The organism is Halomonas aestuarii (assembly GCF_001886615.1).
Taxonomy (GTDB): domain Bacteria; phylum Pseudomonadota; class Gammaproteobacteria; order Pseudomonadales; family Halomonadaceae; genus Halomonas; species Halomonas aestuarii.
The window spans coordinates 2,390,276-2,415,894 of the sequence record NZ_CP018139.1 but is presented as its reverse complement, the minus strand read 5'-3'; the positions used below and the strand labels follow the sequence as shown (position 1 = coordinate 2,415,894).

The window sequence follows — 25,619 nt, the reverse complement described above, 5'->3', positions numbered from 1 at the left end:
CCCTCCCAAAGGATAAATGCAAGATTCTGTTTTATATGTATTTATAAGGAATACACTCCATCGGTATCTTTTCATGATACGAAAGTCTGGGATTTATTTTAGGCATTTGCTGCCCACTATTACGCCTGAGCCATACAGGGCAATCCCGCGTCGACAATGCAGCTCGACACGCTGCGGGCAACCTGGTGACAGACCGGTCCAGATTCCGCCATCGAGGCTGGCTCCGTCGGCACGACTGTCCTGATGAGCGACATGAACGCTCTGGACAACTTCCCAACGTCAATAAAATGTGGAGAGCAACACTATGGCAGACGACAAAGCCAATGCCGCTGCTTACTGGAAGGCGAACGTACGCCTGATCACGGGGTGCCTGATCGTCTGGGCCTTCGTGTCATACGGCTGCGCTATCCTCTTTCGCCCGCTGCTGGCAGGCATTCCGGTAGGCGGGACGGACCTGGGCTTCTGGTTCGCCCAGCAGGGCTCGATCCTGACCTTCATCGGCATCATCTTCTTCTATGCGTGGAAGATGAACCGTCTCGATAAACAGTTCGGACTCGGGGAGTAAGCCAGCATGAGTCAGTTTGCAATCAACCTGCTGTTCGTAGGCGCCTCCTTCGCGCTCTACATCGGCATCGCGATCTGGGCCCGTGCCGGGTCGACCAAGGACTTCTATGTCGCCGGCGGCGGCGTGCATCCGGTCACCAACGGCATGGCCACCGCCGCGGACTGGATGTCTGCCGCCTCATTCATCTCCATGGCCGGCCTGCTGGCCTCCGGGGGCTATGCCAACTCCACCTTCCTGATGGGCTGGACCGGGGGCTACGTCATCCTGGCCATGCTGTTGGCGCCCTACCTGCGCAAGTTCGGCAAGTTCACGGTGCCCGACTTCATCGGTGACCGCTTCTACAGCAATACCGCCCGCCTGGTCGCGGTCATCTGCCTGATCGTGGCCTCGATCACCTACGTCATCGGCCAGATGACCGGTGCCGGCGTCGCCTTCTCGCGCTTCCTGGAGGTCAGCAATACCTGGGGCATCTGGATCGCCGCCTTCATCGTCTTCCTCTACGCCGTGTTCGGTGGCATGAAGGGCATCACCTACACCCAGGTGGCGCAGTACATCGTGCTGATCATCGCCTACACCATCCCGGCCGTGTTCATCTCCCTGGAGCTGACCGGCAACCCCATTCCCGGGCTGGGCCTGTTCAGCACCCACACCGAGTCCGGTGTGCCGCTGCTGGCGAAGCTTGATGACGTGATCAATGCACTGGGCTTCCGCGACTACACCGCCGACGTCGACAACAAGCTGAACATGGTGCTGTTCACCATGTCGCTGATGGTCGGTACCGCGGGCCTGCCCCACGTCATCATCCGCTTCTTCACCGTCCCGAAGGTGGCCGATGCACGCTGGTCCGCCGGCTGGGCACTGGTCTTCATCGCCCTGCTCTACCTGACCGCACCCGCCGTGGGTTCCATGGCACGCCTCAACCTGATGACCACCGTCTATCCGGACATGGCCGGCCAGGTCGAGAGCTACGAGGACGCCGCCACCAACCCGATCCTCTATTCCGACCGTCCCGAGTGGGTCCGGACCTGGGAAGAGACCGGCCTGATCACCTTCGATGACAAGAACGGCGATGGTCGCGTACAGGTCTACAACGACGGCAACGACGCCTTCGCCGAGACTGCCACACAGCGTGGCTGGAACGGCAGCGAGCTCAACGTCAACAACGACATCCTGGTGCTCGCCAACCCGGAGATCGCCAACCTGCCGAGTTGGGTCATCGGCCTGATCGCCGCCGGTGGTATCGCGGCCGCGCTCTCCACGGCCGCCGGCCTGCTGCTGGCCATCTCCTCGGCCATCAGTCACGACCTGATCAAGACCATGATCAACCCCAAGATCTCCGAGAAGGGCGAGATGCTGGCAGCCCGGATCTCCATGGCCGGTGCCATCCTGCTGGCGACCTTCCTGGGGCTGAATCCTCCCGGTTTCGCGGCACAGACGGTGGCCCTGGCCTTCGGTATCGCCGGTGCCTCGCTGTTCCCGGTGCTGATGATGGGCATCTTCTCCAAGCGGGTGAACAACAAGGGCGCCGTTGCCGGCATGCTGACCGGTCTGGGCACTACCCTGCTCTACATCTTCACCTACCTGGGCTGGTTCTTCATTCCGGAGACCAACATGCTGCCCAACACGCCGGATAACTGGATCCTGGGCATCTCGCCGCTCTCCTTCGGTGCGGTGGGCGCGATCTTCAACTTCGCAGTCGCCTTCACCGTCTCCAACGCCACCGAGGAGCCTCCGCAGGAGATCCAGGACCTGGTGGAGAGCGTGCGCTTCCCGAAGGGCGCTGGTACTGCCGTTGACCACTAGGCCATAATGGCCTCCCGGCCCGGCCAGTCCGGGCCGCGGAACCTCACCCGATCGGGCTTCCTCAGGGAAGCCCGATCGCTTTAAGGACTCATGATTTATGATATGGCACTTGATTGCGGCGGTATTTGCCGGCCTGGGAGCCGCGGGCGTCGGACTGATCCTGCGAATGGCCAGCGGTAAGCGCCTGCCGCGCTGGATCATCCCGATCTGTGGTGGCCTCGGCATGCTGGCCTACCAGATCCACAACGAGTACTCATGGTTCGAGCACAAGCAGCTGCAGCTGCCCGACTCGGCACAGGTGGTCTCCGTGGAGGAGCGCCCGGCCTTCTGGCGCCCCTGGACCTACTTCTTCCCGATGACCACGGCCTTCACCATCGTGGAACAGGACAACCTGGCGGTGACTCGCACGGAGGGAGAGCGCCTGGTCGAGTTCATCCTCTACCGCTTCGAGAAACAGTACGTGGACCAGGTGAGCCACCAGGCCTGGCTGATGAACTGCGCGACCGGAGAGATGCTGCCACTCGAGGGAGAGACGCGGACCCCGCGCACCGAAGAGATGCGCCGCGTCGAGGCGTCCGCCCCGATCCATCGGGCGGTATGCCCCGAGGCCTGACCCGGCGGCCATGCACTGCCGGCTGCCCCGAGCACCAGCCTTGCCCTAGAATGGGCGCATCCGGAAGGGAGTAGAGTGAATGTTCGCTGGCTGGCTGCTGATCGTCGTTTCACTGCTGTACATCGCCGTGCTGTTCGCGATCGCCTGGCGCGGCGATCGCCATGCCAGGGCACACGGGGCGAGCCGACGCCGTCCGGTGATCTACAGCCTGGCGCTGGCCATCTACTGCACCTCCTGGACCTTCCACGGCGCCGTGGGTCAGGCGGCCACGGCCGGCTGGTCCTTCGCCAGCATCTTCGTCGGGCCGATCCTCACGCTGCTGCTGTTCTGGCCGGTGCTGGCCAAGATGATCCGCGTCGCCAAGCACCAGAACGTCACCTCCATCGCCGACTTCATCGCCTCGCGCTACGGCAAGACCCAGTCCCTGGCGGCCTTCGCCAGCCTGGTGGCGCTGATCGGCACCCTGCCCTACATCGCCCTTCAGCTGAAGGCGGTCTCCACCTCCTTCAGCGTGGTCACCTCGGCCTCCGACATCACCCGGACACCGCTGTTCGGCGACACGGCCTTCTACGTGGCACTGGTAATGGCCGCCTTCGCGATCCTCTTCGGCACCCGGCACACCGACGCCACAGAGCACCACGAGGGGCTGATCCACGCCGTGGCCTTCGAGTCGCTGGTGAAGCTGCTGGCCTTCCTGGCCCTCGGGGCCTACGTCACCTGGGGCATGTTCGACGGCCTGGGCGACCTGCTGGGCCGCGCCGAGACCCAGCTGGAGCTCCAGCGCCAGCTGGCCGACCAGAACTTCGGCCAGAGCTTCTGGGCCCAGACCCTGCTGGCGATGCTGGCCATCCTCTGCCTGCCCCGCCAGTTCCATGTCGCGGTGGTGGAGAACATCCACCGCGACGATGCCACCAAGGCCCGCTGGCTCTTCCCGCTCTACCTGCTGGCCTTCGCCTTCTTCGTCATCCCGCTCGCCGCGGCCGGCCTGACCATCTTCGCCGACACGCGCATCGAGCCCGACACCTACGTGCTGGCCCTGCCCATGGCGGCCGACAACGCCTGGCTGACGCTGCTGACCTTCATCGGCGGCTTCTCGGCGGCCACCGGCATGGTCATCGTTGCCGCCGTGGCGGTCTCGATCATGATCTCCAACGAGATCGTCATCCCCGCGCTGTTCCGCCTGCGCTGGTTCGACACCAAGCCGCGCGACTACGGCCGGCTGGTGCTGCGCGCCCGGCGCATCACCATCGCCGTGATCCTGGCCATGGCCTACGGCTTCTACCACCTGATCGGCGAGTTCAGCTCGCTGGCCAACATCGGCATGCTCTCCTTCGCCGCGGCGGCCCAGTTCGCCCCGGCGCTGATCGGCGGCCTCTACTGGAAGCGCGGCAACCGCCTCGGGGTCATCACCGGCATGAACGCCGGTTTCGCCATCTGGGCCTACAGCCTGCTGATGCCCACCATGATCAGCACCGGCGTGCTGCCGGCAGGCTGGGCCGACGGCGGCCCGCTGGATATCGCCTGGCTCGCCCCCACCTCGCTGTTCGGGCTCAATGTCGGCGACAGCTTCACCCATGGCGTGATGCTCTCCCTGGGCGTGAACCTCTTCTGCTACATCTTCGTGTCCCAGATGACACCGCAGCGGGTGGTCGAGCGCATCCAGGCCTCGCTGTTCGTCGACAGCGTCGAGACCCGCCAGACCTCGGTGAACCGCCCCTGGACCGGCGCCACCACCGTGGGCGACCTCAAGGTGCTCTGCGAGCGCTTCCTGGGCGCCGGCCAGGTGAGTCGCGCCTTCCATGACTATGCCCGACGCACCGGCAAGCCCCTGGAGGACAACACCCGGGCCTCCATCGACGTCATCCAGTTCACCGAACGCTTCCTGGCGTCGGTGCTCGGCGCCTCCTCGGCGCGGATCGTCGTCAACTCCGCCCTGCAGGGCCGCGGCATCGGCATCTCGGACGTCATCTCCATCGTCGACGAGGCCTCCCAGGTGCTGGAGTTCAACCGCGCCCTGCTCCAGGCCACCATCGAGAACATCAACCAGGGCATCAGCGTGGTCGACCAGAACCTGCGCCTGGTGGTGTGGAACCAGCGCTACCTGGAGCTGTTCCGCTTCCCCGACCACCTGATCCGGGTGGGCGCGCCGATGGACAAGATCTTCCGCTACAACGCCCACAACGGCGAGTACGGCCCCGGCGACCCGGAGGAGCATGTCCGGCTGCTCATCGACAACATCCGCGAGGGCCAGCCCCACCGCTACGTGCGCTATCGCCAGGACGGCAGCGTGCTGGAGGTGCAGGGCAACCCGATGCCGGGCGGCGGCTTCGTCTACACCTACCAGGACATCACCCAGCAGAAGCGCATCGAGGAGGCGCTGATCCGCTCGGAGAACAACATCCGCATCTACACCGACAACGTGCCAGCGCTGATCGCCTACTTCGACAAGGAGTGTCGCTATCTCTTCACCAACCGCGCCTACGAGCAGGCCTTCGAGATCGACCGCAACGCGGTGATCGGCAAGCGCGTCGAGGAGGTGATCGCGCCCGACATGGCCCGCGAGCGGGCCCCCTGGATCGAGCGCGCCCTGGCCGGCGAGCGGGTCAACTTCGAGGTCTCGCTGCCCATCGGCGACGAGCGCCGCCACATGCTGGTCACCTACACGCCCCACTTCGGCGACAGTGGGGCGATACTCGGGTTCTTCGCCCTCTATCAGGACATCACCGAGCGACGCCTGGCCGAGATCGCCCTGAAGGAGACCAACGAGACCCTCGAGGAGCGGGTCCGCGAGCGTACCCAGGCGCTCTCCGAGGCCAACGCCGCCCTGCGCCAGGAGAACCGGGTCCGCGCCGAGGCCGAGCTGGCGCTGCGCCAGGCCAAGCAGCTGGCCGAGGACGCCAACGCCTCCAAGACACGCTTCCTGGCCGCCGCCAGCCATGACCTGCTGCAGCCGCTCAATGCCGCGCGGCTCTTCACCTCGGCGCTGGCCCAGGAGATGGATGCCGAGGACATGAAGCGCACCATCGGCCATATCGACAACTCCCTGCAGGCCGCCGAGGAGCTGCTCGGCACCCTGCTCGACATCTCCAAGCTCGATGCCGGCGCCCTGACCCCGCGGCGCAGCCACTTCGCCCTGGCCGACATCATCCAGCCCCTGCGGGCCGAGTTCCAGGTGATGGCCGAGGAGCGAGGCCTGGACCTGATGGTGGTGCCGACGCGCCAGTGGGTGGACAGCGATGCCCAGATGCTGCGCCGGATCGTCCAGAACTTCCTGTCGAACGCCATCCGCTACACCCAGGCGGGCCGGGTCCTGCTGGGCTGCCGCCGCCACGGGGAGCGCATCACCATCGAGGTATGGGACTCGGGCCCCGGCATTCCCGAGGCCAAGCAGGCGGAGATCTTCCAGGAGTTCCGACGACTCGACCAGGCCACGCGCCACAAGGAGAGCGAGAAGGGCCTGGGGCTCGGGCTCTCCATCGCAGACCGCATGGCCCGCGTCCTCGACCATCCCATCCGGGTAAGCTCGCGGGAGGGCGTCGGCACCATGTTCTCGGTCAGCGTGCCGGTGGTGGCGCCCCGCACCGCGACCCAGCAGGCCGAGGACGCCCCGAAGCGGGCCGGCAACAAGCTCGCCGGCACCCGCATCCTGTGCATCGACAACGAGTCGCTGATCCTCGAGGGCATGAAGGCGATGCTCTCGGGCTGGGGCTGCGAGGTCTTCACCGCCACCTCCATCGGCGGCGCCAAGTCGGTGCTTCGCCACCTGGACGGCGACCCGGATGCGATCCTCGCCGACTACCACCTGGACAACGAGGTCACCGGTCTGATGGCCCTGGAGGCCCTCGGCGAACGCCTGGAGGATGCCGTGCCGGGCATCGTGATCACCGCCGACCGAACCGAGGAGGTGGCCGAGGAGATCCGTCGCAGCGGCTACCAGCTGCTGCTCAAGCCCGTGCGTCCCGCGGCCCTGCGCGCCCTGCTCACCCGCACCCTGCAGGCCAGCCGGGCGGAGCGACAGCCCTAGGAGGGCGGCCGACGCGCAACGAAACACCCCGCCGGGGGGCGATCCGGCGGGGTGTTTCGTGGGTGACGCGCGAGGCGGGCGGGGACGCCCGGGTCAGGATTCGACCTTGGGCGGCTCGACCTCGAGCTTCTGGGCGGCGATCACCGCCTGGGTACGGGAGTGCACGCCGAGCTTGCGCAGGATGGCGGTGACGTGGGCCTTGATGGTGGCCTCGGAGACGCTCAGCTCGTAGGCGATCTGCTTGTTGAGCAGCCCCTCGGTGAGCATGTTGAGCACCCGGAACTGCTGGGGCGTCAGGGAGGCGATCGCCTCGGCGAAGCGGGTCTCCTCCTCGTTGGACTCGCCCAGGGCCTCGGCCATCTCGGCCGGCAGCCACACCTCACCATCGAGGATCTCGCCCACCGCCTCGGCGATCAGCGCCAGCGACGAGGACTTGGGAATGAAGCCCGAGGCGCCGTAGTCGATGGCCCGGCGCACCACGTGGACCTCGTCGCTGCCCGAGACCACCGCCACCGGAATGTCCGGGGTCTGGCCGCGCAGCTGGATCAGGCCGGAGAAACCGTGGGCGCCGGGCATGTGCAGGTCCAGCAGGATCAGGTCGGCATCGGGGTGCCGGGTGACCACGTCGGTCGTCGCCGACATGGTGTCGGACTCGACGATCTCGGCCTGGGGCGCCAGCTGACGCAGGGCCTGAGTCAGGGCCGCGCGGAACAGCGGATGATCATCGGCGACGATGAATTTCTGGGCAAAAGCCATGGATCTTCCTCCGGTTCCTCTTGCAGCGGACCGAAGACCGCCACGCTGGGCTAACTGTTGTTGCCCGCATGTTACCCCATGCCCGAGGCGATTCCCAAGAGCTCGCGAGATATCGTCGACAGCCGGACTCACGGCCACGAAGAAGCCGGCCCTGTGGGGCCGGCTTGCGGTGTCGTGCCGCGGCAGGCGACCTCGCCTGCCGAGGCGGGCAGTACCCTCAGCGGTTGGCGCGATGCTCGATCAGGTCGTCGACCACGGAAGGATCCGCCAGGGTGCTGGTGTCGCCCAGGCCATCACACTCGTTGGCGGCGATCTTGCGCAGGATGCGGCGCATGATCTTGCCCGAGCGGGTCTTGGGCAGGCCCGGCGCCCACTGGATGACGTCCGGCGAGGCGATGGGGCCGATGTCCTTGCGCACCCACTGGGTCAGCTCCTTCTTGAGCTCGTCGGTCTGCTCGAAGCCGTCGGCCAGGGTCACGTAGATGTAGATGCCCTGCCCCTTGATGTCGTGGGGGAAGCCGACCACGGCCGCCTCGGCCACGGCCTCGTGGGCCACCAGCGAGGACTCGATCTCGGCGGTCCCCATGCGGTGACCGGAGACGTTGAGCACGTCATCGACGCGGCCGGTGATCCAGTAGTAGCCGTCCTCGTCGCGACGACAGCCGTCACCGGTGAAGTACATGCCCTTGTAGGTCGAGAAGTAGGTCTGCACGAACCGGTCGTGGTCCCCCCAGATGGAGCGCGCCTGACCCGGCCAGGAGTCCAGCATCACCAGGTTGCCCTCGGTGGCGCCCTTGAGCTCGTTGCCCTCGTTGTCGACCAGGGCCGGCATCACGCCGAAGAACGGCAGGGTCGCGGAGCCCGGCTTGAGGTCGGTGGCGCCCGGCAGCGGGGCGATCATGATGCCGCCGGTCTCGGTCTGCCACCAGGTGTCGACGATGGGGCACTTGCCGTTGCCGATCACCCGATGGAACCATTCCCAGGCCTCGGGGTTGATCGGCTCGCCGACCGAGCCGAGCAGACGCAGGCTGTCGCGCTGGCTGGAGTCCATGACGTTGTCGCCGTGGGCCATCAGCGCACGCACCGCGGTGGGGGCGGTGTAGAGGATGCTGACATTGTGCTTGTCGACGATCTCGCCCATGCGGCCATGGGTCGGGTAGCTGGGCACGCCCTCGAACATCAGGGTGGTGCCGCCGTTGGCCAGCGGGCCGTAGACGATGTAGCTGTGGCCGGTGACCCAGCCCACATCGGCGGTGCACCAGTAGACCTCGCCGTCCTGGTAGTCGAAGACGTAGCGGTGGGTCATGGACGCCTGCAGCAGGTAGCCGCCGGTGGTGTGCTTCAGCCCCTTGGGCGCGCCGGTGGAACCCGAGGTGTAGAGGATGAACAGCGGGTCCTCGGCGTTCATCTCCTCGGCCGGGCAGTCGGTGGACTGCTTGGAGACGACGTCGTGGTACCAGACGTCGCGACCGTCCTTCCAGTCAATCTCGCCGCCGGTGCGCTTGACCACCAGCACGTTCTTGCACACGTCGGTGCCGTCGCGGGTCAGGGCGGCATCGACGTTGTCCTTGAGGGGCACCTGCTTGCCGCCGCGGACGGACTCGTCGGCGGTGATGATCAGCTTGGACTTGGCGCCGATGACGCGCTGGGCCACGGCGTCCGGCGAGAAGCCACCGAACACCACCGAGTGCACCGCCCCGATGCGGGCACAGGCCAGCATCGCCATGGCGGCCTCGGGAATCATCGGCATGTAGAGCGTGACCACGTCGCCCTTGCCGACTCCCAGCTCCTTGAGCCCGTTGGCCAGCTGGCAGGTCTGCTCGTAGAGCTCACGATAGGTGAGCGTCTTGTCGTCCTTGGGATCATCGCCTTCCCAGATGATCGCCGGCTGGTCGCCACGGGTCTCGAGGTGGCGGTCGAGGCAGTTGACGCTGGCGTTGAGGGTGCCGTCCTCGAACCAGCGGATATCCACGTTGTGCGAGTCGAAGGAGGTGTTCTTGATCTTGGTGGGCGCCTTGAACCAGTCGAGGTTCTTGGCCTGCTCACCCCAGAACCCCTTGGGGTCTTCGACCGACTGCCGGTACATGGCCTCGTAGGTGGCCTTGTCGGCGTTGGCCTTGGCCGCGAAGTCGTCACTTACCGGATAGACTTTCTGCTGCTCGGTCATGGAGTTGCCTCTGTCCGGGAGGGTAGGCCCTCCAGGTGGATGATGCCGGCTGCGCGTTTGATGGCGCGCCGGTTCCATAAAAACTGCCCACAGCATATACGCCTGGACGCGGCCTTCCCTTTAGACATTGGTATGATCAAATTTCTTATTCATAACAATGACTTAAACGGTCTTTTCAAACGCTGGCGGGGCGTAATAGACCAAGGTCTGAGCGCAGTGCCGGCAACGATAACGGCTTCCCCGACGGGCCAGCGCATGACGACGGGCCGTGAAGGCGTGCTCGCGGCAGCCGCAGCGATAGCGGTAGGGAGCGGGGCTCGACCGCCCGGTATCGAAGCGATGGGTGGTGCGGGGGGGAAGGCCGAAGAGACGGCGCATCACGGTCTGCCACTCCCGGCCGTGGGGACGCGCCCGCTCCCCATCCTCGAGATGATGGACCAGCCAGTGGGCCATCTCGTGGGGCACCACCTCGACCAGGAAGGCGAGGCGGTTCTCGTCGAGCAGCACGGGATTGAAGCGCAGCCCGCCGCGGCCGAAGTGGGCCTGGCCGGCCGACTTGCCGCGCAGGTCCAGCCAGACGGCCGGGCGCGGCAGCGCCGGGTGAACCTCGAGACACAGCCGCCAGGCCGCCTCGACCCGGTCGATCAGGGCGCGGTGCAGGGCCTGCCGGTCGAGGGCATCGAGCCGGGTGGCGTCGGGGGCGGGAAGCGCGGGAGCCGTCATGGGATGCTAGAATGGCCGGTCTTGATCGAGGCGTAAAGCCCGAGGCGTCACGCCTTACCCCATGCAACGTTTCCCTGCGAGAGCCGTCATGTCCGATGCCGAAACGCCCCTACCCCAGCCCCTGCTCGAGGACCAGGAGCTCGACCTCCTGGACGACTTCCTCGACTCCGACCGCGTCGATGCCGATGCCCTGGACCTGATCGGGGCCCATGGCTTCCTGGTGGCGCTGGCCGTGGCGCCTAGCGACGTGCCAGCGGCGACCTGGGTCGCCGAGCTGTTCCATGGCGAGCCGGCCTTCGAGGACGACGCCGAGCGCGAGGCGATCCTCGGGCTGCTGGAGCGGCTTCGGCACACGGCCATCGAGGTGCTGGAAGGCGGCGGGCTGCCGGAGCTGCCCTTCGAGCTCGAACTGGGCGAGCTGGCCCCCGAGGAGACGCCAATCGGCGACTGGTGCGCCGGCTTCATGGAGGGGGTCTTCCTCGACGAGGCCGCCTGGTTCGCCGATGACGAGGAGGCCGCCGCCACCCTGCTGCTGCCCTTCATGCTGCTGTCGGGGCTGTTCGAGGACGAGCCCGACATGGCCGAACTGGCCGGCGACAGCGCGCGGCTGGAGGGCCTCGTCGCCCAGCTGCCGGAGCTGCTGCTGGACCTCTACCTCCACTATCGCGTCCCGCCGGAGACGCCCAAGCCCAAGCCCCGGCGCAAGGCGCCCGCCAGTCGCGGCAAGGGCCACAAGCGCTAGGCAACGGACGCCGGGTTCGCCGACGCCGCGACGCCTCGCCTGCCGTCAGCGCAGCCGGGTCAGCATCCCGTCCAGGGTGCCGAACAGCCACTCCTTGAGGCGCTGCCAGCGCGGCCGCCGGGACCAGGCCTCGGGATCGATCTCATGGCTCGTCGCGAAGTTGCGCTCGAACAGGTCGGCGACCTCGACGGCGAAGCGGGGGTCCTCCACCTCCTGGTTGGCCTCCAGGTTCCACTGCAGGCTCCAGTGGTCGAAGTTGCAGGAGCCGAGGCTGACCCAGTCGTCGACCAGCGTGAACTTGGCATGGATGAAGCTGGGCTGGAACTCGAAGATGCGCACCCCCGCGCGCAGCATGCGGCCGTAGAAGCGCTGGCCGGCGTAGTGCACGCCCGGATGGTCGTGGGCCACGCCGGGCAGCAGCAGCCGCACGTCGACCCCGCGCCGGGCCGCCTGGGCCAGTCGCCTGCGCAGGGTGAGGGTGGGCACGAAGTAGGGCGTGCAGAGCCACAGACGCTGCGAGGAGACCGAGACCCGGTGATGCAGGGAGTGACGGATCGCCTGGTAGCGATAGCCCTGCCCCCACACCACCCGCCCTCGCATGCTACGATAGCCCTCGTTGCGACGCGTCGCCAGGTCGATCCCCCGCACCAGCGTGGGCTCGCCGGGCCCGCGGCTCATGGGGGAGTCCCAGACGCGACAGAACAGCCGCACCCAGTCCGCGACCACCGGCCCCTCGATGCGCACCGCGACCTCGTACCAGGCATCCAGGAACTCGTCCACCGCCCCGAAGCCCCCGGTGAAGGCCTGGGCCCCATCGACCACCACCAGCTTGCGATGGTCGCGGGTGAGGTTGCGCACCAGCGACTCCAGCCCCAGGGGATTGAAGAAGCGCAGCGCCACCCCGCCGGCCTCGAGGCGCTCACGATCGGCGGCGTCCAGGCCCATGGCGCCGTAGCCGTCGAGCAGCAGCATCACCGATACGCCCCGCTCGGCCGCCCGCAGCAGCGATCCGGTCAGCGCCGTGGCCAGCCGCCCGGACTCCATCAGGTAGAGTTCGATCAGCACGAAGTCGCGCGCCTGGTCGACGGCCTCGAACATGGCCGGCAGGAAGAGCGCCGCCTCGGGAAGCAGCTCGAAGTGATTTCCGTCTCGCCACATGCCATGCATGGCGTGGTCCCTGTCACCTACCGTTACAGCATTGACGCATGTTTACGGGCTGGGGAAAAGCCCGCTCCTGACCGCCCGGTCGAGGATCGCTATACTAACGGCTCACTCCCGGCCAAGGGGACAGGATGGGCCTTGCACGCATGCTGTCCGGCGCGCTGCGCGCACCGCTCACGCGACTGATGGTCCGCTGGACCCAGGTGCGGCTGATCGAGCCCGCGCCCGAGGCGCTCGCCCTCGAGCCGACGCTTCCCGTCCTCTACGTGCTGCCGCACCCGGCGCTGTCCGACACCCTGCTGCTGGACGCCCTGACCCGCGCCCATGGCCTGCCGCCGGCCGGCGGCAGGCGCCGCGTGGGCGAGCTCACCCTGCCCGCTTGCCTGGCGCTGCCCGCCCCGGGCCGTCGCCTATGGCGCCGGGGAGGCCGACCATCGGCGCCCTTCCTGACGCTGATCGAGCAGTGCCGCCGCGACCCGGCCCGGGACGTGCAGCTGGTGCCGGCGAGCGTCTTCTGGGGACGCGCCCCGGGCAAGCGCTTCGGCCTCTGGCAGATGCTCGCCGCCGACAGCTGGCGATTCACCGGACGACTGCGCCGCCTGCTGTCGGTGCTGGTCAACGGCCGGGACGTGGAGGTCCACTTCGGTCCCCGGCTCAGGCTCTCCGACCTGCTCGACGAACGGCCGCCCTCCCTCACCAACCGCAAGGTGGCAAGGCTTCTGAGGGTGCATTTCCGACGGCGGCGTACCCGGGTCCTCGGGCCGGACCTCTCCCACCGTCGGACCCTGATCGACGGGGTGGTCACGAGCGACGGGGTGCAGCAGGCCATCGCCGAGGTCGCCGAGGCCGAAGGCGTGCCGCCCGCTCGACTGGCCCGCCGCGCACGGCGCTACGGCCGCGAGATCGCCTCCGACATGACCTATCCGGTGATGCGCTTCCTGGCAGGCCTCCTGCGGCGCCTCTGGAACCGCCTCTACGACGGGGTCGACGTGCGCGGTCTCGAGCGGGTCAAGGCCGTGGCCGGCGAGCACGCCCTGGTCTACGTGCCCTGCCACCGCAGCCACATCGACTACCTGCTGCTCTCCTACGTGCTCTACCGGGAGGGGCTGATGCCGCCGCATATCGCCGCCGGACGCAACCTCGACATGCCACTGATCGGCCCCCTGCTGCGCCGCGGCGGCGCCTTCTTCATGCGCCGCAGCTTCCGCGACAACCGCCTCTATGCGGCGGTGTTCAACGAGTACCTGCACCGCCTGCTGTCACGGGGCCATCCGCTGGAATACTTCATGGAAGGGGGGCGCTCGCGCAGCGGCCGGCTGCTGCAGGCCCGGCCCGGCATGCTGTCCATGACCCTACGCTCCTTCCTGCGCAGTCGACGGGAAGGCGGCCGCGACGTGGTCTTCGTACCCGTCTACCTCGGCTACGAGCGCATCCTGGAGAGTGCCAGCTACCAGCGCGAGCTCCACGGCGCCAGCAAGCGCAAGGAATCGCCGCTGGCCCTGCTCGGCGTGACGCGACGGCTCCGCCAGCCCCATGGGCGGGTGGCCGTGAACATCGGCGAGCCGCTGTCGCTGTCCGACTTTCTCGACGAGGCGGCCCCCGACTGGCGACGGTCGCTCGACACGTCCCGACCGTCCTGGCTGCCCCGTGTCGTGCCCCGCCTGGGCGAAACCCTCTCGCGGCGCATCAACGCCGTCGCCGCGCTCAACCCCGTGAACCTGGTGGCCCTGGTCTTGCTGGCCACGCCCCACCATGCCATCGAGGTCGGCCTGCTCCGGCGCCAGCTGGCGCTGCTGGTGGCCCTGCAGCAGCGACGGCCAGGCGGCCGCGACGAGAGCCTGCCGCAGGGCACCCCCGAGGCATGGATCGAGCAGGTGGCCACGCTGGGCATGATCGGGCGCCACCCCCATCCGCTGGGCGACATCATCGTCGCCGACGCCCACCAGGCCGGCCTGCTGGGCTGGTACCGCAACAACGTGCTGCACCTCTTCGCCCTCGCCGGCCTCGCGGCCTTCACCTTCCGTCACCAGGCCCGTCACCGGCTGGACGACCTCGAGGCCCTGATCGGCCCCGGCTGGCCGATACTGGCCAGGGAACTGGCGATCGACCCCACGCCCCCGCCGCGGGCCGATCTGGCCGCGATGCTCGAGGTGCTGGTCGAGCAGGGGCTGCTGGAGCGAGGGGGTGACGGCTGGCGGCGGCCACGGGCCTCCCTGGAGGCCGGTGAGCAGCTGGACATGCTCGGCGCCCTGATGCAGCCGTCCCTGGAGCGCGGCTACCTGCTGCTGTCGACGCTGTTGAGCGAACCGGCGGGGCACTTCACGGCCGACGAACTGACCGCACGCAGCCGTGAGCTCGCCGAGCGGCTGGCCCTGCTCTCGGGACTCGACGCCCCGGAGTTCTTCGATACCCGGCTCTTCAGCGGGCTGGTGGAGAGCCTGGCGGCCGAGGGATGGATCGGGACGGAGGGGGATCGCCTGACGTTCGGGGAGGAGCTGCGCGAGGCGGCCAGGCGCAGCCGGGCGCTGTTCGACTCGGCACTGCGTCACCGGCTGCAGCTGGTCAGCCGCCCCGGCGAGGGGTGACCTCAGGCGCCCAGGCGGCGATGAACATAGAGGTCATAGCGGCTGGTCTTGTCCTCGATGACGTGGCGCGGCGCCGGGCCCTCCAGGGGCGGCGCCTTGCGGGGGCGCTTGACCACCACCCGGTGAGTCGCCACGTCGAGCGCCGCCTCCAGCAGTCGCGGGGCGTCGGGGTCGTCGCCGGCCAGCGTGCGGAAGAGCCGCATCTCCTTCTTGACCAGCGCGGACTTGTCGCGGTGGGGAAACATGGGGTCGAGGTGGATCACCTCGGGGGCCACCGCCCGGCTCGCCACCAGGGCCGCCAGCTCGCGGCCGGCATCCCCCTGCACGAGCCCCATGCGCGCCGCGACCTCCCGGGTCTCGGGATCGGCCAGGGCCCGCGCCAGGCCGTCCTCGAGGAGCGCGACGATCGCCGCGACCCGCTCCACCATCAGCACCTCGGCCCCCAGGCTCGCGAGCACGAAGGCGTCGCGCCCGAGCCCGGCGGTGGCGTCCACCACCGAGGGCGTGACGCCCTTGGCGAGCCCGCAGGCGCGGGCGACCAGCTGGCCACGTCCGCCGCCGAACCGACGACGGTGGGCGGCGCGGCCGGTGACGAACTCCACGGCCAGGGGGTCGCCGTAGCGCCCTGGATCGCCCACCAGCACCAGGCGGTCCTCCTGCCGGGCGAGGGTCAGCTCGGCCTCGCCCTCGCCGAGCATGGGCAGGCCCAGGCGCCGGGCGAGCGGGTAGAGCGAGGCATCGCGGACGGCGACCCGGCTCATCGTCCCTTCTGCCAGGCGACCTGGTTGCGCAGGTAGACCGGCTGCACCTCGTGGGGCGGGCGGGCCTCGCCCCTGGCCCACGCCTCCATGGCCAGCAGCGCCATGTCGGCCGCCTCGGCCTCGACCTCGGACAGGCAGAGGCCGACCCCCGCCTGGACCTCGGTGGGCATCTCGTCCCAGAGGGTCCACCCCGACCCGACGCCGACCCAGTCGTGATCGTCCTGGGCACTGTCCGAGAGTTCGGGCAGGCGCAGTCGCGACGGCGGCATGACCGCCTCGTCCGTCAGGGGCAGGACGCGACCGTCCCGACACTGCCAGGCGGCCACGTAGATCTCGCCCATGCGGGCATCCAGGGCCGTGATCAGCTGGCGATAGTGATGGCGACGATGCCCCCCCAGGGCCAGGGCCTCCAGGGTCGAGACCCCGAGCAGCGGACGGTCGAGGCCGAAGGCAAGCCCCTGGGCGACCCCGGCGGCGATGCGCAGCCCGGTGAAGGAGCCGGGCCCCCGGCCATAGGCCACGGCGTCGAGCGCCGTGGCCGGAAGCCCGGCCTCGGCCAGCACCTCGTCGACCATCGGCAGCAGGCGCCGGGTGTGCTCGCGAGGCGTCAGGGCGAAGCGGGAGATCAGTTCGTCATCGTGGCCGTCGCGGCGGCGCAGCAGGGCGGCGGAACAGGCGCTCGAGGAAGCATCCAGGGCCAGCAGGATCGGCATGGGACATCACGTCGTGGCGGGAAATGTCGGAACATTATACGCCTGCCGCCGCCAACGACGAAGGCCCGCGCTGGCGGGCCTTCGGGGACGTGCGGGGCAAGGCGGGAGCTCAGCCCTCCAGGGCCTCGATCACCTGGGCGGTGATGTCGTCGATGCTGCCGACCCCCTCGACGCGATGGTAGGCCGGGGCCGCCTCGGGGGCTTCCTTGGCCCACTGCCGGTAGTAGTCGACCAGCGGCGCGGTCTGCTCGTGATAGACCGACAGGCGATTGCGCACCGTGGACTCGCGGTCGTCGTCGCGCTGGATCAGGGCCTCGCCGGTGACGTCATCCTTGCCCTCCTCCTTCGGCGGCTGGTACTCGAGGTGGTAGACGCGACCCGACCCCGGGTGGACGCGGCGTCCGGCCAGGCGCTTGACGATCTCCTCGTCATCGACGGCGATCTCCAGCACGTGGTCGATCTTCACCTCGGCGTCGCGCATGGCCTGGGCCTGGGGGATGGTGCGCGGGAAGCCGTCGAAGAGGAAACCGTTGGCGCAGTCGGGCTGGCTGATGCGCTCCTTGACCAGGGCGATGATGATGTCGTCGGACACCAGGCCGCCGCTGTTCATGATCTCCTTGACCTTGAGCCCCAGCTCGCTGCCTTCCTTCACCGCGGCGCGCAGCATGTCACCGGTGGAGATCTGCGGAATGTTGAACCGCTCGCAGATGAACTGGGCCTGGGTGCCCTTGCCGGCACCCGGGGCGCCCAAAAGGATCAAACGCATCTGACTGCTCCTTGAAGTGTGGTTCTGGTCGACGAAGAAATGGAAGAAGCGAACCATAACCGCGCGGCCGGGCCCAGACAAGCGAAGGGCCTCGGATCACGCCGCCAATCGGGGAAAAAAGTGCCCCACATCAGGCTCCTGGGAGCCAAATAGCACTTTGGTCTGCCCCGCGGGAGCGAGCAACCCCGGAAACGACAACGGCGCCTTGCGGCGCCGTTGTTGCGGGCGGGGCGCGCCTACAGCAGCAGGCGACGGATGTCCGTCAGCACCTGGCCCAGGAAGGCAGTGAAGCGCGCGGCATCGGCGCCGTTGACCGCCCGGTGGTCGTAGGAGAGGCACAGCGGCATCGTCAGCCGCGGCTGGAACGCCGCGCCGTCCCACACCGGCTTCATCTGCGCCTTGGAGATGCCGAGGATGGCCACCTCCGGGGCGTTGACGATCGGCGTGAAGGCGGTGCCGCCGATGGAGCCCAGGCTGGAGATGGTGAAGCAGCCACCGGTCATCTCCTCGCGCTTGAGCTTCTTCGACTGCGCCTTGCCGGCCAGTTCCACCGACTCCTTGGCCAGCTCGATCAGCGACTTCTGGTCGGCGTTGCGGATCACCGGCACCATCAGGCCATCCGGGGTGTCCACGGCGATGCCGATGTGCACGTACTTCTTGTGCACCACCGTCTCGCCGTCGCTCTTCAGGCTGACGTTGAACTGCGGGTACTTGCGCAGCGCGAAGGCACAGGCCTTGATCAGGAAGGGCAGCGGCGTGAGCTTGGCGCCCTGGGCCTCGGCCTCAGCCTTCATCGACTTGCGGAAGGCCTCCAGCTCGGTGATGTCCGCCTCGTCGAACTGCGTGACGTGGGGCAGGTTGACCCAGCTGCGATGCAGGTTGGTGGCGCCCATCTTCATCAGGCGACCCATCGGCTTCTCTTCCACCTCGCCGAACTGGCTGAAGTCCTGGTCCGGGATCGGCGGAATGCCGCTGCCGGTGGCGGCCGGTGCCGCCGCGGCAGGCGTCTTCGCCTGGCCGGACATGACCTGCTTGACGTAGGCGTGGACGTCCTCCTTGAGCACGCGATCCTTGGGGCCGCTGGGCTTGACCAGCCCCAGGTCGACGCCCAGCTCGCGGGCCAGCATGCGCACCGCCGGGCCGGCATGCACCAGCTTGGCGTCGCGCGGCTTGTGGGCGGCCATCTGGGCCTCGGGGCTCGGCGAGCCGGAAGGAGTCGCGGCGGCAGGCGCCTCGGCCTTCTGCGCCGGCGGCTTCTCGGCCTTCTGCTCGGACGGCTTCGACGCCGGCTTGGCGGCGGGCTTGCTGCCCGCCACCTCGATGTAGCCGATCAGGTCGCCCTCGGAGACGGTATCCCCCTCCTTGACGGTGAGCTCGATGAGCTTGCCCTTGAAGGGACTGGGCACGTCCATGGAGGCCTTGTCGGACTCCAGGGTGATCAGCGGATCCTCCTCGTCGACCTCGTCGCCGGGGCTGGCGGCGATCTCGATGATCGGCACGTCGGAGGAGCCGGAGAGGTCCGGGACGCGCACTTCCTTGCGCTCCGGCTCGCCACCGCCGCTCTCTTCCTCGGCCGGGGCATCGGCCTCCGGGGCGCTCTCGGCGGGCTCGGGTGCCGACTCGGCGGCGGGTGCGGCCTCGCCGCCCCCCTCGCCCTCGACTTCCATGGTGCCGATGACGTCGCCCTCGGAGACGGTATCGCCCTCCTTGACGGTGAGCGTGACCAGCTTGCCGGCGTGGGGGCTCGGCACATCCATGGAGGCCTTGTCGGACTCCAGGGTGATCAGGGTGTCCTCCGCCGCGACCTCGTCACCGGCGGCCACCGCCACCTCGATGATCTCCACGTCGGAGGAGCCACCGAGGTCCGGCACCTTGATCTCGACGGTCTGCTTGCCGCCGCCACTCTTGGCCGCGGGCTTCTCGGCGGCCGGCTTCTCTGCGGCGGACTCAGGGGCGGGCGCGGTCGTCTCCTGCTTCGCCGGCGCCTCGTCCCCGGCGTCACCGCCGCCCTCGGCCTCGATCTCGACGATGCCGTCGCCCTCGGAGACGGTATCGCCCTCCTTGACCAGCACCTTCAGTACCTTGCCGCCCTTCGGCGCCGGGACGTCCATGCTGGCCTTGTCGGACTCCAGGGTGATCAGGGTGTCCTCGGGCGCGATGACGTCGCCCACCGCCACCGCGATCTCGATGATCTCGACATCGGTATCACCACCGATGTCCGGAACTTTGATGATTTCGCTACTCAAGGTCGCGCTCCTTCAAACTCTTGACGGGGGCGGGCCCGCGGGCCCGCCATGCCACCGGATCGGTCGGGCGGCGCCTCACACCTCAAGCGGGTTGGGCTTGGTCGGGTCGATGCCGTACTTCTTGAGCGCCTCGCCGACCACCTTGCGATCCAGCTCGCCGCGGTCGGCCAGCGCCTTGAGCGCGGCCACGGTGACGAAGCGACGGTCGACCTCGAAGAAGTGACGCAGCTTCTCGCGGGTGTCGGAGCGGCCGTAGCCATCGGTCCCCAGCACATGATAGTGGGTCGGCACCCAGGCGCGGACCTGGTCGGCGAACAGCTTCATGTAGTCGGTAGCGGCGATGGCCGGACCCTCGCGACCCTCCAGGCAGGCGGTCACGTGGGGCTTGCCCGCCTCGGCCTCGGGGTTGATGAAGGCCTGGCGGTCGATCTCCAGCGCCTCGCGACGCAGCTCGTTGAAGCTGGTGACGCTCCAGATGTCGGCGCCCACGCCCCACTCCTCGGCGAGCATCTCGGCGGCCGCCTCGACCTCGCGCAGGATGGTGCCGCAGCCCAGCAGCTGCACGCGGCCCTTCTTGCCCTGGGTCTCGCGCAGCAGGTACATGCCCTTGATGATGTCGTCCGCGGGCACCTCCTCCAGGGCGGGGTGCTCGTAGTTCTCGTTCATCACCGTCAGGTAATAGAAGCAGTTCTCCTTGTCGGCGAACATGCGCTTCAGGCCGTCCTGGACGATCACCGCCACCTCATGGGCGTAGGTCGGGTCGTAGCTGCGGCAGTTGGGGATCATCGACGCCTGCAGGTGGCTGTGGCCGTCCTGGTGCTGCAGGCCCTCGCCGTTGAGGGTGGTACGCCCGGCGGTGCCGCCGATCAGGAAGCCTCGCGCCTGCATGTCGCCGGCGGCCCAGGCCAGGTCGCCGATGCGCTGGAAGCCGAACATCGAGTAGTAGACGTAGAACGGCAGCAGCGTGATGCCATTGTTCGAGTAGGAGGTCGCGGCGGCGATCCACGCGGACATGGCGCCCGCCTCGGTGATGCCCTCCTCGAGGATCTGACCCTTCTGATCCTCCCGGTAGAACATGATCTGGCCCTTGTCGACCGGCTCGTACTTCTGCCCTTCCGAGGTGTAGATGCCGAGCTGGCGGAACATGCCCTCCATGCCGAAGGTGCGGGCCTCGTCGGGGATGATCGGCACCACGCGCTCGCCGAGCTGCTTGTCCTTGACCAAGCCGTTGAGGATGCGCACGAAGGCCATGGTGGTGGAGACCTCGCGCCCCTTGGAGCCGCCGGTCTGGGAGGCGAAGGTCTTGTCGTCCAGCGCCGGGATCGGCAGCGCCTCGAAGTCGCTGCGACGGCTCGGCAGGTAGCCGCCGAGGCGCTCGCGCTGCAGGTGCATGTACTTCAGCTCCGGGGAGTCGTCCTCGGGCTTGTAGTACGGCACCTCCTTGAGCTGCTCGTCGGAGAGCGGGATGCCGAAGCGGTCGCGGAAGCGGCGCAGCGCCTCGTACTCCATGGTCTTGACCTGGTGGGCCTCGTTGGCGGCCTCGCCGTCACCGCCCCCCATGCCGTAGCCCTTGACGGTGTGCGCCAGGATCACGGTCGGACGGCCGTTGGCGTTCTGGGTCGCCTGGTGGTAGGCCGCATAGACCTTGAACGGGTCGTGGCCGCCACGGTTGAGCTTCCAGATGTCCTCGTCGGACATGTCCTTGACCATCTCGGCGGTCTCCGGGTACTTCCCGAAGAAGTGCTCCTTGGTGTACGCGCCGCCGTTGGCCTTGTAGTTCTGGTAGTCGCCGTCGACCGCCTCGTCCATGCGCTTCTGCAGGATGCCCTTCTTGTCCTTCTCGAAGAGCGGGTCCCACAGGCGGCCCCAGACCACCTTGAGCACGTTCCAGCCGGCACCGCGGAAGACGCCCTCGAGCTCGTCCATGATGCGCGAGTTGCCGCGCACCGGGCCGTCGAGTCGCTGCAGGTTGCAGTTGACGACGAAGATCAGGTTGTCGAGCTTCTCGCGGCTGGCCAGGTGGATGGCGCCGAGGGATTCCGGCTCGTCGCACTCGCCGTCGCCCATGAAGCACCAGATCTTGCGATCGTGCATGTCCTTGAGCCCGCGCGCGTCGAGATACTTCATCACGTGGGCCTGATAGATGGCCTGGATGGGCCCGAGGCCCATGGAGACCGTGGGGAACTGCCAGAAGTCCGGCATCAGCCAGGGGTGCGGATAGGACGACAGGCCGTCACCGTCCACCTCCTGGCGGAACCTGTCCATCTGGTCCTCGGAGAGGCGTCCGAGCAGGTAGGCGCGGGCATAGACCCCCGGCGCCACGTGGCCCTGGATGTAGACCAGGTCACCCTCGAAGTCGCCGTTGGGGGCGCGGAAGAAGTGGTTGAAGCCCACGTCGTAGAGAGTCGCCGCCGACATGAAGCTGGCGATGTGCCCGCCCAGGCCGGGGTTGGCCCGGTTGTTGCGGATCACCTGGGCGATGGCGTTGTAGCGAACCAGCGAGCGGATACGACGCTCCATGAACAGGTCGCCCGGCATCGGCGCCTCGCGGTGCACCGGAATGGTGTTGCGATGCGGGGTGGTCACCGAGAAGGGCACCTGCATGCCGTCTCGCCTCACCCGGTCGGCCAGGCGAGTCATCAGGTACCGGGCACGATCCTCGCCCTCGCGATCCAGGACCGACTCCAGGGAATCCAGCCATTCCGTGGTTTCGACCGGATCGAGATCTTCTCTTGATTCCAGACTCATAGACGTCTCTCCGAATGACGATGGGGACTACAGCCCCGCAGAGGGGCGAAATGGCACGCATGGTCGGGCGAGGTGCCCTGACGCGTCAGGCCTGTAGTTGTTTTACAAGGCAGTGCAACAAGCCGCCGCTGATGGCGCGAAGATACCGTAAACGCCGGGCCCTGCCAATTCAAGATAAAATGGAAATGTTTTTCACATAAGCTATATTGCACCGCAACACAGACAATTACGCACGACACCCTCGCCGAAACCGCCCACTCTCAAGAAGTTGTAGCTGAACTACCGTATGAAGCAAGCGTGCCACTGGGTCATGAACTCGTCGGTTGTCTTGGCGGTAGCTAGGAACGTAGCTTTCCCAGTTCCTGGCGAAAATAGGCCCAGTCGAAGACCGGACCGGGGTCGGTCTTGCGCAGCGGGGCCACCCGGGCATGGCTGGTGATGCGACGGTCGTTCAGCGCAGGATAGCAGGCCAGCAGCGCCGCCGTGGCCAGGGCCAGGGCCCGGTACTGGGCGCCGGTATAGGGCGTCACCTCGTCCCCCTCCAGCTCGATGCCCAGGGCGAAGTCGTTCAGCGCCTGGCGCTCGTTGGGCCCGTCGCGCCAGCGCGAGCGTCCGGCATGCCAGGCGCGCGCCTCGAAGGGCACGAACTGCACGCACTCGCCGTCACGACGAATCAGCAGGTGGGCCGAGACGCGCAGGCCGGCGATGGCCGCGAAGAAGGGGTGCGCCGCGGGATCGAGCCGATTGGTGAAGAGCCGCTCGATATGCTCGCCGCCGAACACGCCCGGAGGCAGGCTGATGGAATGCAGTACCAGCAGCGAGACCTCCCCCTCGGGGCGTCTGTCCTGGTTGGGCGAGGGGAGGCGTCGGGCGCCCTCGAGCCAGCCGTCGTCGATGCGCATGGTTTTTCCCTGACGTGGATGCATGGGTTTCCCTATAATGGCCGCCTGACGTTTCCCCGCACAGAGATGGACCTAGCATGCATTATCAGGACGCCCTAGCCGAAGAGATCCGTGACAGTGCCGCCCGGCTGCTGGCCGAGGACGTCGGCCCCGGCGACATCACCGCCGAGCTGATTCCCGAGAAGCAGATGGCCCGGGCCCGGGTGATCACCCGCGAGCCCGCGGTGCTGTGCGGCGTGGCCTGGGTCGACGAGTTGTTCCGGCGTCTCGATACCAGGGTCAGTCTTCACTGGCAGGCCGCCGACGGCGATCGCCTCGAGGCCGGGCAGGCCTTCCTCGAGCTGGAGGGTCCCGCCCGCAGCCTGCTCACCGGCGAGCGCGCCGCGCTCAACCTGCTGCAGACCCTGTCGGCCACGGCGACGCGCACCCGCCACTACGCCGACCTGCTCGAGGGCACCGGGGTACGCCTGCTCGACACCCGCAAGACCCTGCCGGGCCTGCGCCTGGCGCAGAAGTACGCGGTGACCTGCGGTGGCGGCCACAATCACCGCATCGGCCTCTACGACGCCTTCCTGATCAAGGAGAACCATATCGCCGCCTGCGGGGGCATCGAGGCCGCGGTGAGAGAGGCGCGCGATATCGCCCGGGATCTGCCGGTGGAGGTCGAGGTGGAGACCTTCGAGGAGCTCGACCTGGCGCTGGCCGCCGGCGCCGACGTGATCATGCTCGACAACTTCAGCCTCGACGACATGCGCGAGGCGGTGAGACGCAACCAGGGGCGCGCCACCCTGGAGGCCTCGGGCAACGTCGACGAGCACACCCTGCGCGCGATCGCCGAGACCGGCGTCGACTGCATCTCCAGCGGGGCGCTGACCAAGGACCTCAAGGCCATCGACCTGTCGATGCGCATGATCGAGCAGCCGACCTGAGCGAGACCTCAGGTCTCGACCCCGACGAGGCGCTTCTCGAGCCGCTGGCGATAGAGCCGCTCGCCCCCACGCTCGACCCATTCGTCGCCCAGCCGGGACCAGCCGCGACGCACCAGGCCGTCGGCCAGCATGGCGCTGGCCTCGATCCTGGCCCGGGTCACGCCCTGTTCCAGCAGCAGGCGCTCGGCATGCATGAGCAGGGTGGACCCGATGCCCCGCCGCCCCAACGACGGCCAGACGTAGAGGGTCTCGATCCGCCCCCCGGACAGATCCAGCTCGAGAAAGCCCACGCAACGGCCCTCGCAGTCGGCCACCAGGGTGGTGAAGAGCGCCTGACGTGCCGACCAGGCGCTGGCATCCCGGGGCAGGGCCATCGTCCAGGCCTCGCGCTCGGCGAGGGTATAGTGTCCCGCGGCCCCCTGCATCACGGCATGGTGGAAGACCTCGGCCTGATCGGCGGCGTCACGGGCCAGCGCCGCCCGATAGACGATTCGCGGGCCGCGACGCGCTCCAGGAACAGCCTCGGAGCGCGGCTCGGCATCGGGATGGTGGTGATCGGCATGACGCATGCGTGAGCTTCCTGCGATGATGGCCAGGCCAGCAGACTACCCAAGCCACGCCGCGGGGCCAATCCCCGAGAAAGGAAAGTGTCAGGATCCGCCATGAACGACCGCCCCGCCCTGCCCGCTCCCGTCAGCCTGACCCCGGTCGGGATCATCGAGAGCGACTTCCCCGACAAGTTCGGCATCCCGCGTCAGCCGGGCCTGGCGACGGCGGCCCGGGCGACCCTCGTGCTGGTCCCGCCCTACGATGATCCCCTGACGGTGCGCGGCCTTTCGGCCTTCAGCCACCTCTGGCTGACCTTCGTCTTCCACCAGAGCCCCGAGCGCTGGACGCCGCTGGTGCGCCCGCCGCGCCTGGGCGGCAATACCCGGGTGGGGGTCTTCGCCAGCCGCAGCACCCACCGCCCCAACCGCCTGGGCCTCTCGCTGGTGGAGCTGATCGACATCGACACCTCGCGGGGGGTGCGCCTGACCCTCGGCGGGGTGGACCTGGTCAGCGGCACGCCGGTGCTCGACATCAAGCCCTACCTGCCCTGGGCGGAGTCACGTCCCGAGGCCCGCGCCGGCTTCGCCCCCGGGACCCCGCCCACCCTGGCGGTCGGCCTCTCGCCCGAGGCCGAGGCCGTGCTGGCCCGGCGCCCCGATGGCGACAAGCTGCGCGAGCTGATCCGCCAGGTCCTCGCCCAGGACCCGCGACCGGCCTACCGTCGCGGCGCCGAGGCGCGCATCTACGGGGTGCGCCTGCGCGACGTGGACGTGCGCTTCCAGGCTCTGGAGGTCCCTGACGGCCCGACCCGCCTCGAGGTCGTCGAGATCGTGCCGGCTTGAGCCCCGCTCACGACGAAGGGCCCC

At 68.2% G+C, this 25,619-nt stretch carries 19 protein-coding genes; 8 read left to right on the top strand and 11 right to left on the bottom strand.

Annotated features, from left to right (window positions below; all coding sequences use genetic code 11):
• Window positions 1-304 precede the first annotated feature (304 nt).
• The 4 genes from BOX17_RS11200 to BOX17_RS11185 all read left to right on the top strand — a co-directional run bounded on the left by BOX17_RS11200 (window position 305) and on the right by BOX17_RS11185 (window position 7,005).
• Window positions 305-565 carry a DUF4212 domain-containing protein gene (locus BOX17_RS11200; protein ID WP_071944578.1) on the top strand — a complete coding sequence of 87 codons (261 nt, stop codon included), beginning with the start codon at window positions 305-307 and terminating at the stop codon, window positions 563-565.
• Between the two features lie 6 nt (window positions 566-571).
• Window positions 572-2,368 (top strand): sodium:solute symporter family protein, encoded by a 1,797-nt coding sequence (locus BOX17_RS11195; RefSeq protein WP_071944576.1) that lies wholly within the window; start codon window positions 572-574, stop codon window positions 2,366-2,368.
• 109 nt (window positions 2,369-2,477) lie between these two features.
• Window positions 2,478-2,981, top strand: a complete 504-nt coding sequence (locus BOX17_RS11190; RefSeq protein ID WP_341853280.1) for a hypothetical protein — start codon at window positions 2,478-2,480, stop codon at window positions 2,979-2,981.
• Window positions 2,982-3,060: 79 nt separating this feature from the next.
• A complete protein-coding gene (locus tag BOX17_RS11185) occupies window positions 3,061-7,005 on the top strand; it encodes a hybrid sensor histidine kinase/response regulator (RefSeq protein WP_071944572.1) in 3,945 nt (1,314 codons plus the stop codon).
• Window positions 7,006-7,098: 93 nt separating this feature from the next.
• Here BOX17_RS11185 and BOX17_RS11180 read toward each other — a convergent pair whose 3' ends face one another.
• The 3 genes from BOX17_RS11180 to BOX17_RS11170 form a co-directional block, all read right to left on the bottom strand.
• Entirely contained in the window at window positions 7,099-7,761 is a 663-nt protein-coding gene (locus BOX17_RS11180; RefSeq protein WP_071944570.1) for a LuxR C-terminal-related transcriptional regulator, read from the bottom strand.
• Between the two features lie 217 nt (window positions 7,762-7,978).
• Complete coding sequence (acs, locus tag BOX17_RS11175; RefSeq protein ID WP_071944569.1) at window positions 7,979-9,928, bottom strand: acetate--CoA ligase; 1,950 nt, start codon at window positions 9,926-9,928, stop codon at window positions 7,979-7,981.
• Between the two features lie 162 nt (window positions 9,929-10,090).
• Entirely contained in the window at window positions 10,091-10,651 is a 561-nt protein-coding gene (locus BOX17_RS11170; RefSeq protein WP_071944567.1) for a SprT family zinc-dependent metalloprotease, read from the bottom strand.
• 88 nt (window positions 10,652-10,739) lie between these two features.
• Between BOX17_RS11170 and BOX17_RS11165 the strand changes: the two genes are divergently transcribed.
• Window positions 10,740-11,393 carry a YecA/YgfB family protein gene (locus tag BOX17_RS11165; protein ID WP_083582145.1) on the top strand — a complete coding sequence of 218 codons (654 nt, stop codon included), beginning with the start codon at window positions 10,740-10,742 and terminating at the stop codon, window positions 11,391-11,393.
• 45 nt (window positions 11,394-11,438) lie between these two features.
• Here BOX17_RS11165 and BOX17_RS11160 read toward each other — a convergent pair whose 3' ends face one another.
• Window positions 11,439-12,560, bottom strand: coding sequence for a phospholipase D-like domain-containing protein (locus BOX17_RS11160; protein ID WP_071944564.1), 1,122 nt, complete (start codon window positions 12,558-12,560; stop codon window positions 11,439-11,441).
• A gap of 125 nt (window positions 12,561-12,685) precedes the next feature.
• On the opposite strand from BOX17_RS11160, the gene plsB reads away from it, so the two are divergent.
• Window positions 12,686-15,139, top strand: a complete 2,454-nt coding sequence (gene plsB / locus BOX17_RS11155) for a glycerol-3-phosphate 1-O-acyltransferase PlsB (protein WP_071944562.1) — start codon at window positions 12,686-12,688, stop codon at window positions 15,137-15,139.
• Window positions 15,140-15,141: 2 nt separating this feature from the next.
• On the opposite strand, the gene BOX17_RS11150 is transcribed toward plsB, so the two are convergent.
• The 6 genes from BOX17_RS11150 to ampD all read right to left on the bottom strand — a co-directional run bounded on the left by BOX17_RS11150 (window position 15,142) and on the right by ampD (window position 23,275).
• Window positions 15,142-15,837, bottom strand: coding sequence for a class I SAM-dependent methyltransferase (locus BOX17_RS11150; protein WP_244272316.1), 696 nt, complete (start codon window positions 15,835-15,837; stop codon window positions 15,142-15,144).
• A gap of 59 nt (window positions 15,838-15,896) precedes the next feature.
• A complete protein-coding gene (tsaB, locus tag BOX17_RS11145; RefSeq protein WP_071944558.1) occupies window positions 15,897-16,613 on the bottom strand; it encodes a tRNA (adenosine(37)-N6)-threonylcarbamoyltransferase complex dimerization subunit type 1 TsaB in 717 nt (238 codons plus the stop codon).
• Between the two features lie 109 nt (window positions 16,614-16,722).
• Window positions 16,723-17,379 (bottom strand): adenylate kinase, encoded by a 657-nt coding sequence (gene adk, locus BOX17_RS11140; protein WP_071944556.1) that lies wholly within the window; start codon window positions 17,377-17,379, stop codon window positions 16,723-16,725.
• Window positions 17,380-17,615: 236 nt separating this feature from the next.
• Window positions 17,616-19,625 carry a dihydrolipoyllysine-residue acetyltransferase gene (gene aceF / locus BOX17_RS11135; RefSeq protein WP_071944554.1) on the bottom strand — a complete coding sequence of 670 codons (2,010 nt, stop codon included), beginning with the start codon at window positions 19,623-19,625 and terminating at the stop codon, window positions 17,616-17,618.
• Between the two features lie 75 nt (window positions 19,626-19,700).
• Window positions 19,701-22,373 carry a pyruvate dehydrogenase (acetyl-transferring), homodimeric type gene (aceE, locus tag BOX17_RS11130; protein WP_071944552.1) on the bottom strand — a complete coding sequence of 891 codons (2,673 nt, stop codon included), beginning with the start codon at window positions 22,371-22,373 and terminating at the stop codon, window positions 19,701-19,703.
• 338 nt (window positions 22,374-22,711) lie between these two features.
• A complete protein-coding gene (ampD, locus tag BOX17_RS11125; RefSeq protein WP_071944550.1) occupies window positions 22,712-23,275 on the bottom strand; it encodes a 1,6-anhydro-N-acetylmuramyl-L-alanine amidase AmpD in 564 nt (187 codons plus the stop codon).
• Window positions 23,276-23,352: 77 nt separating this feature from the next.
• Between ampD and nadC the strand changes: the two genes are divergently transcribed.
• Complete coding sequence (gene nadC, locus BOX17_RS11120; protein ID WP_071944548.1) at window positions 23,353-24,204, top strand: carboxylating nicotinate-nucleotide diphosphorylase; 852 nt, start codon at window positions 23,353-23,355, stop codon at window positions 24,202-24,204.
• Between the two features lie 8 nt (window positions 24,205-24,212).
• Here the strand turns inward: nadC and BOX17_RS11115 are convergent, their stop codons facing one another.
• Entirely contained in the window at window positions 24,213-24,773 is a 561-nt protein-coding gene (locus BOX17_RS11115) for a GNAT family N-acetyltransferase (RefSeq protein WP_083582143.1), read from the bottom strand.
• A gap of 93 nt (window positions 24,774-24,866) precedes the next feature.
• Between BOX17_RS11115 and tsaA the strand changes: the two genes are divergently transcribed.
• Window positions 24,867-25,595 carry a tRNA (N6-threonylcarbamoyladenosine(37)-N6)-methyltransferase TrmO gene (tsaA, locus tag BOX17_RS11110; protein WP_071944546.1) on the top strand — a complete coding sequence of 243 codons (729 nt, stop codon included), beginning with the start codon at window positions 24,867-24,869 and terminating at the stop codon, window positions 25,593-25,595.
• The last annotated feature ends 24 nt before the right edge of the window (window positions 25,596-25,619 follow it).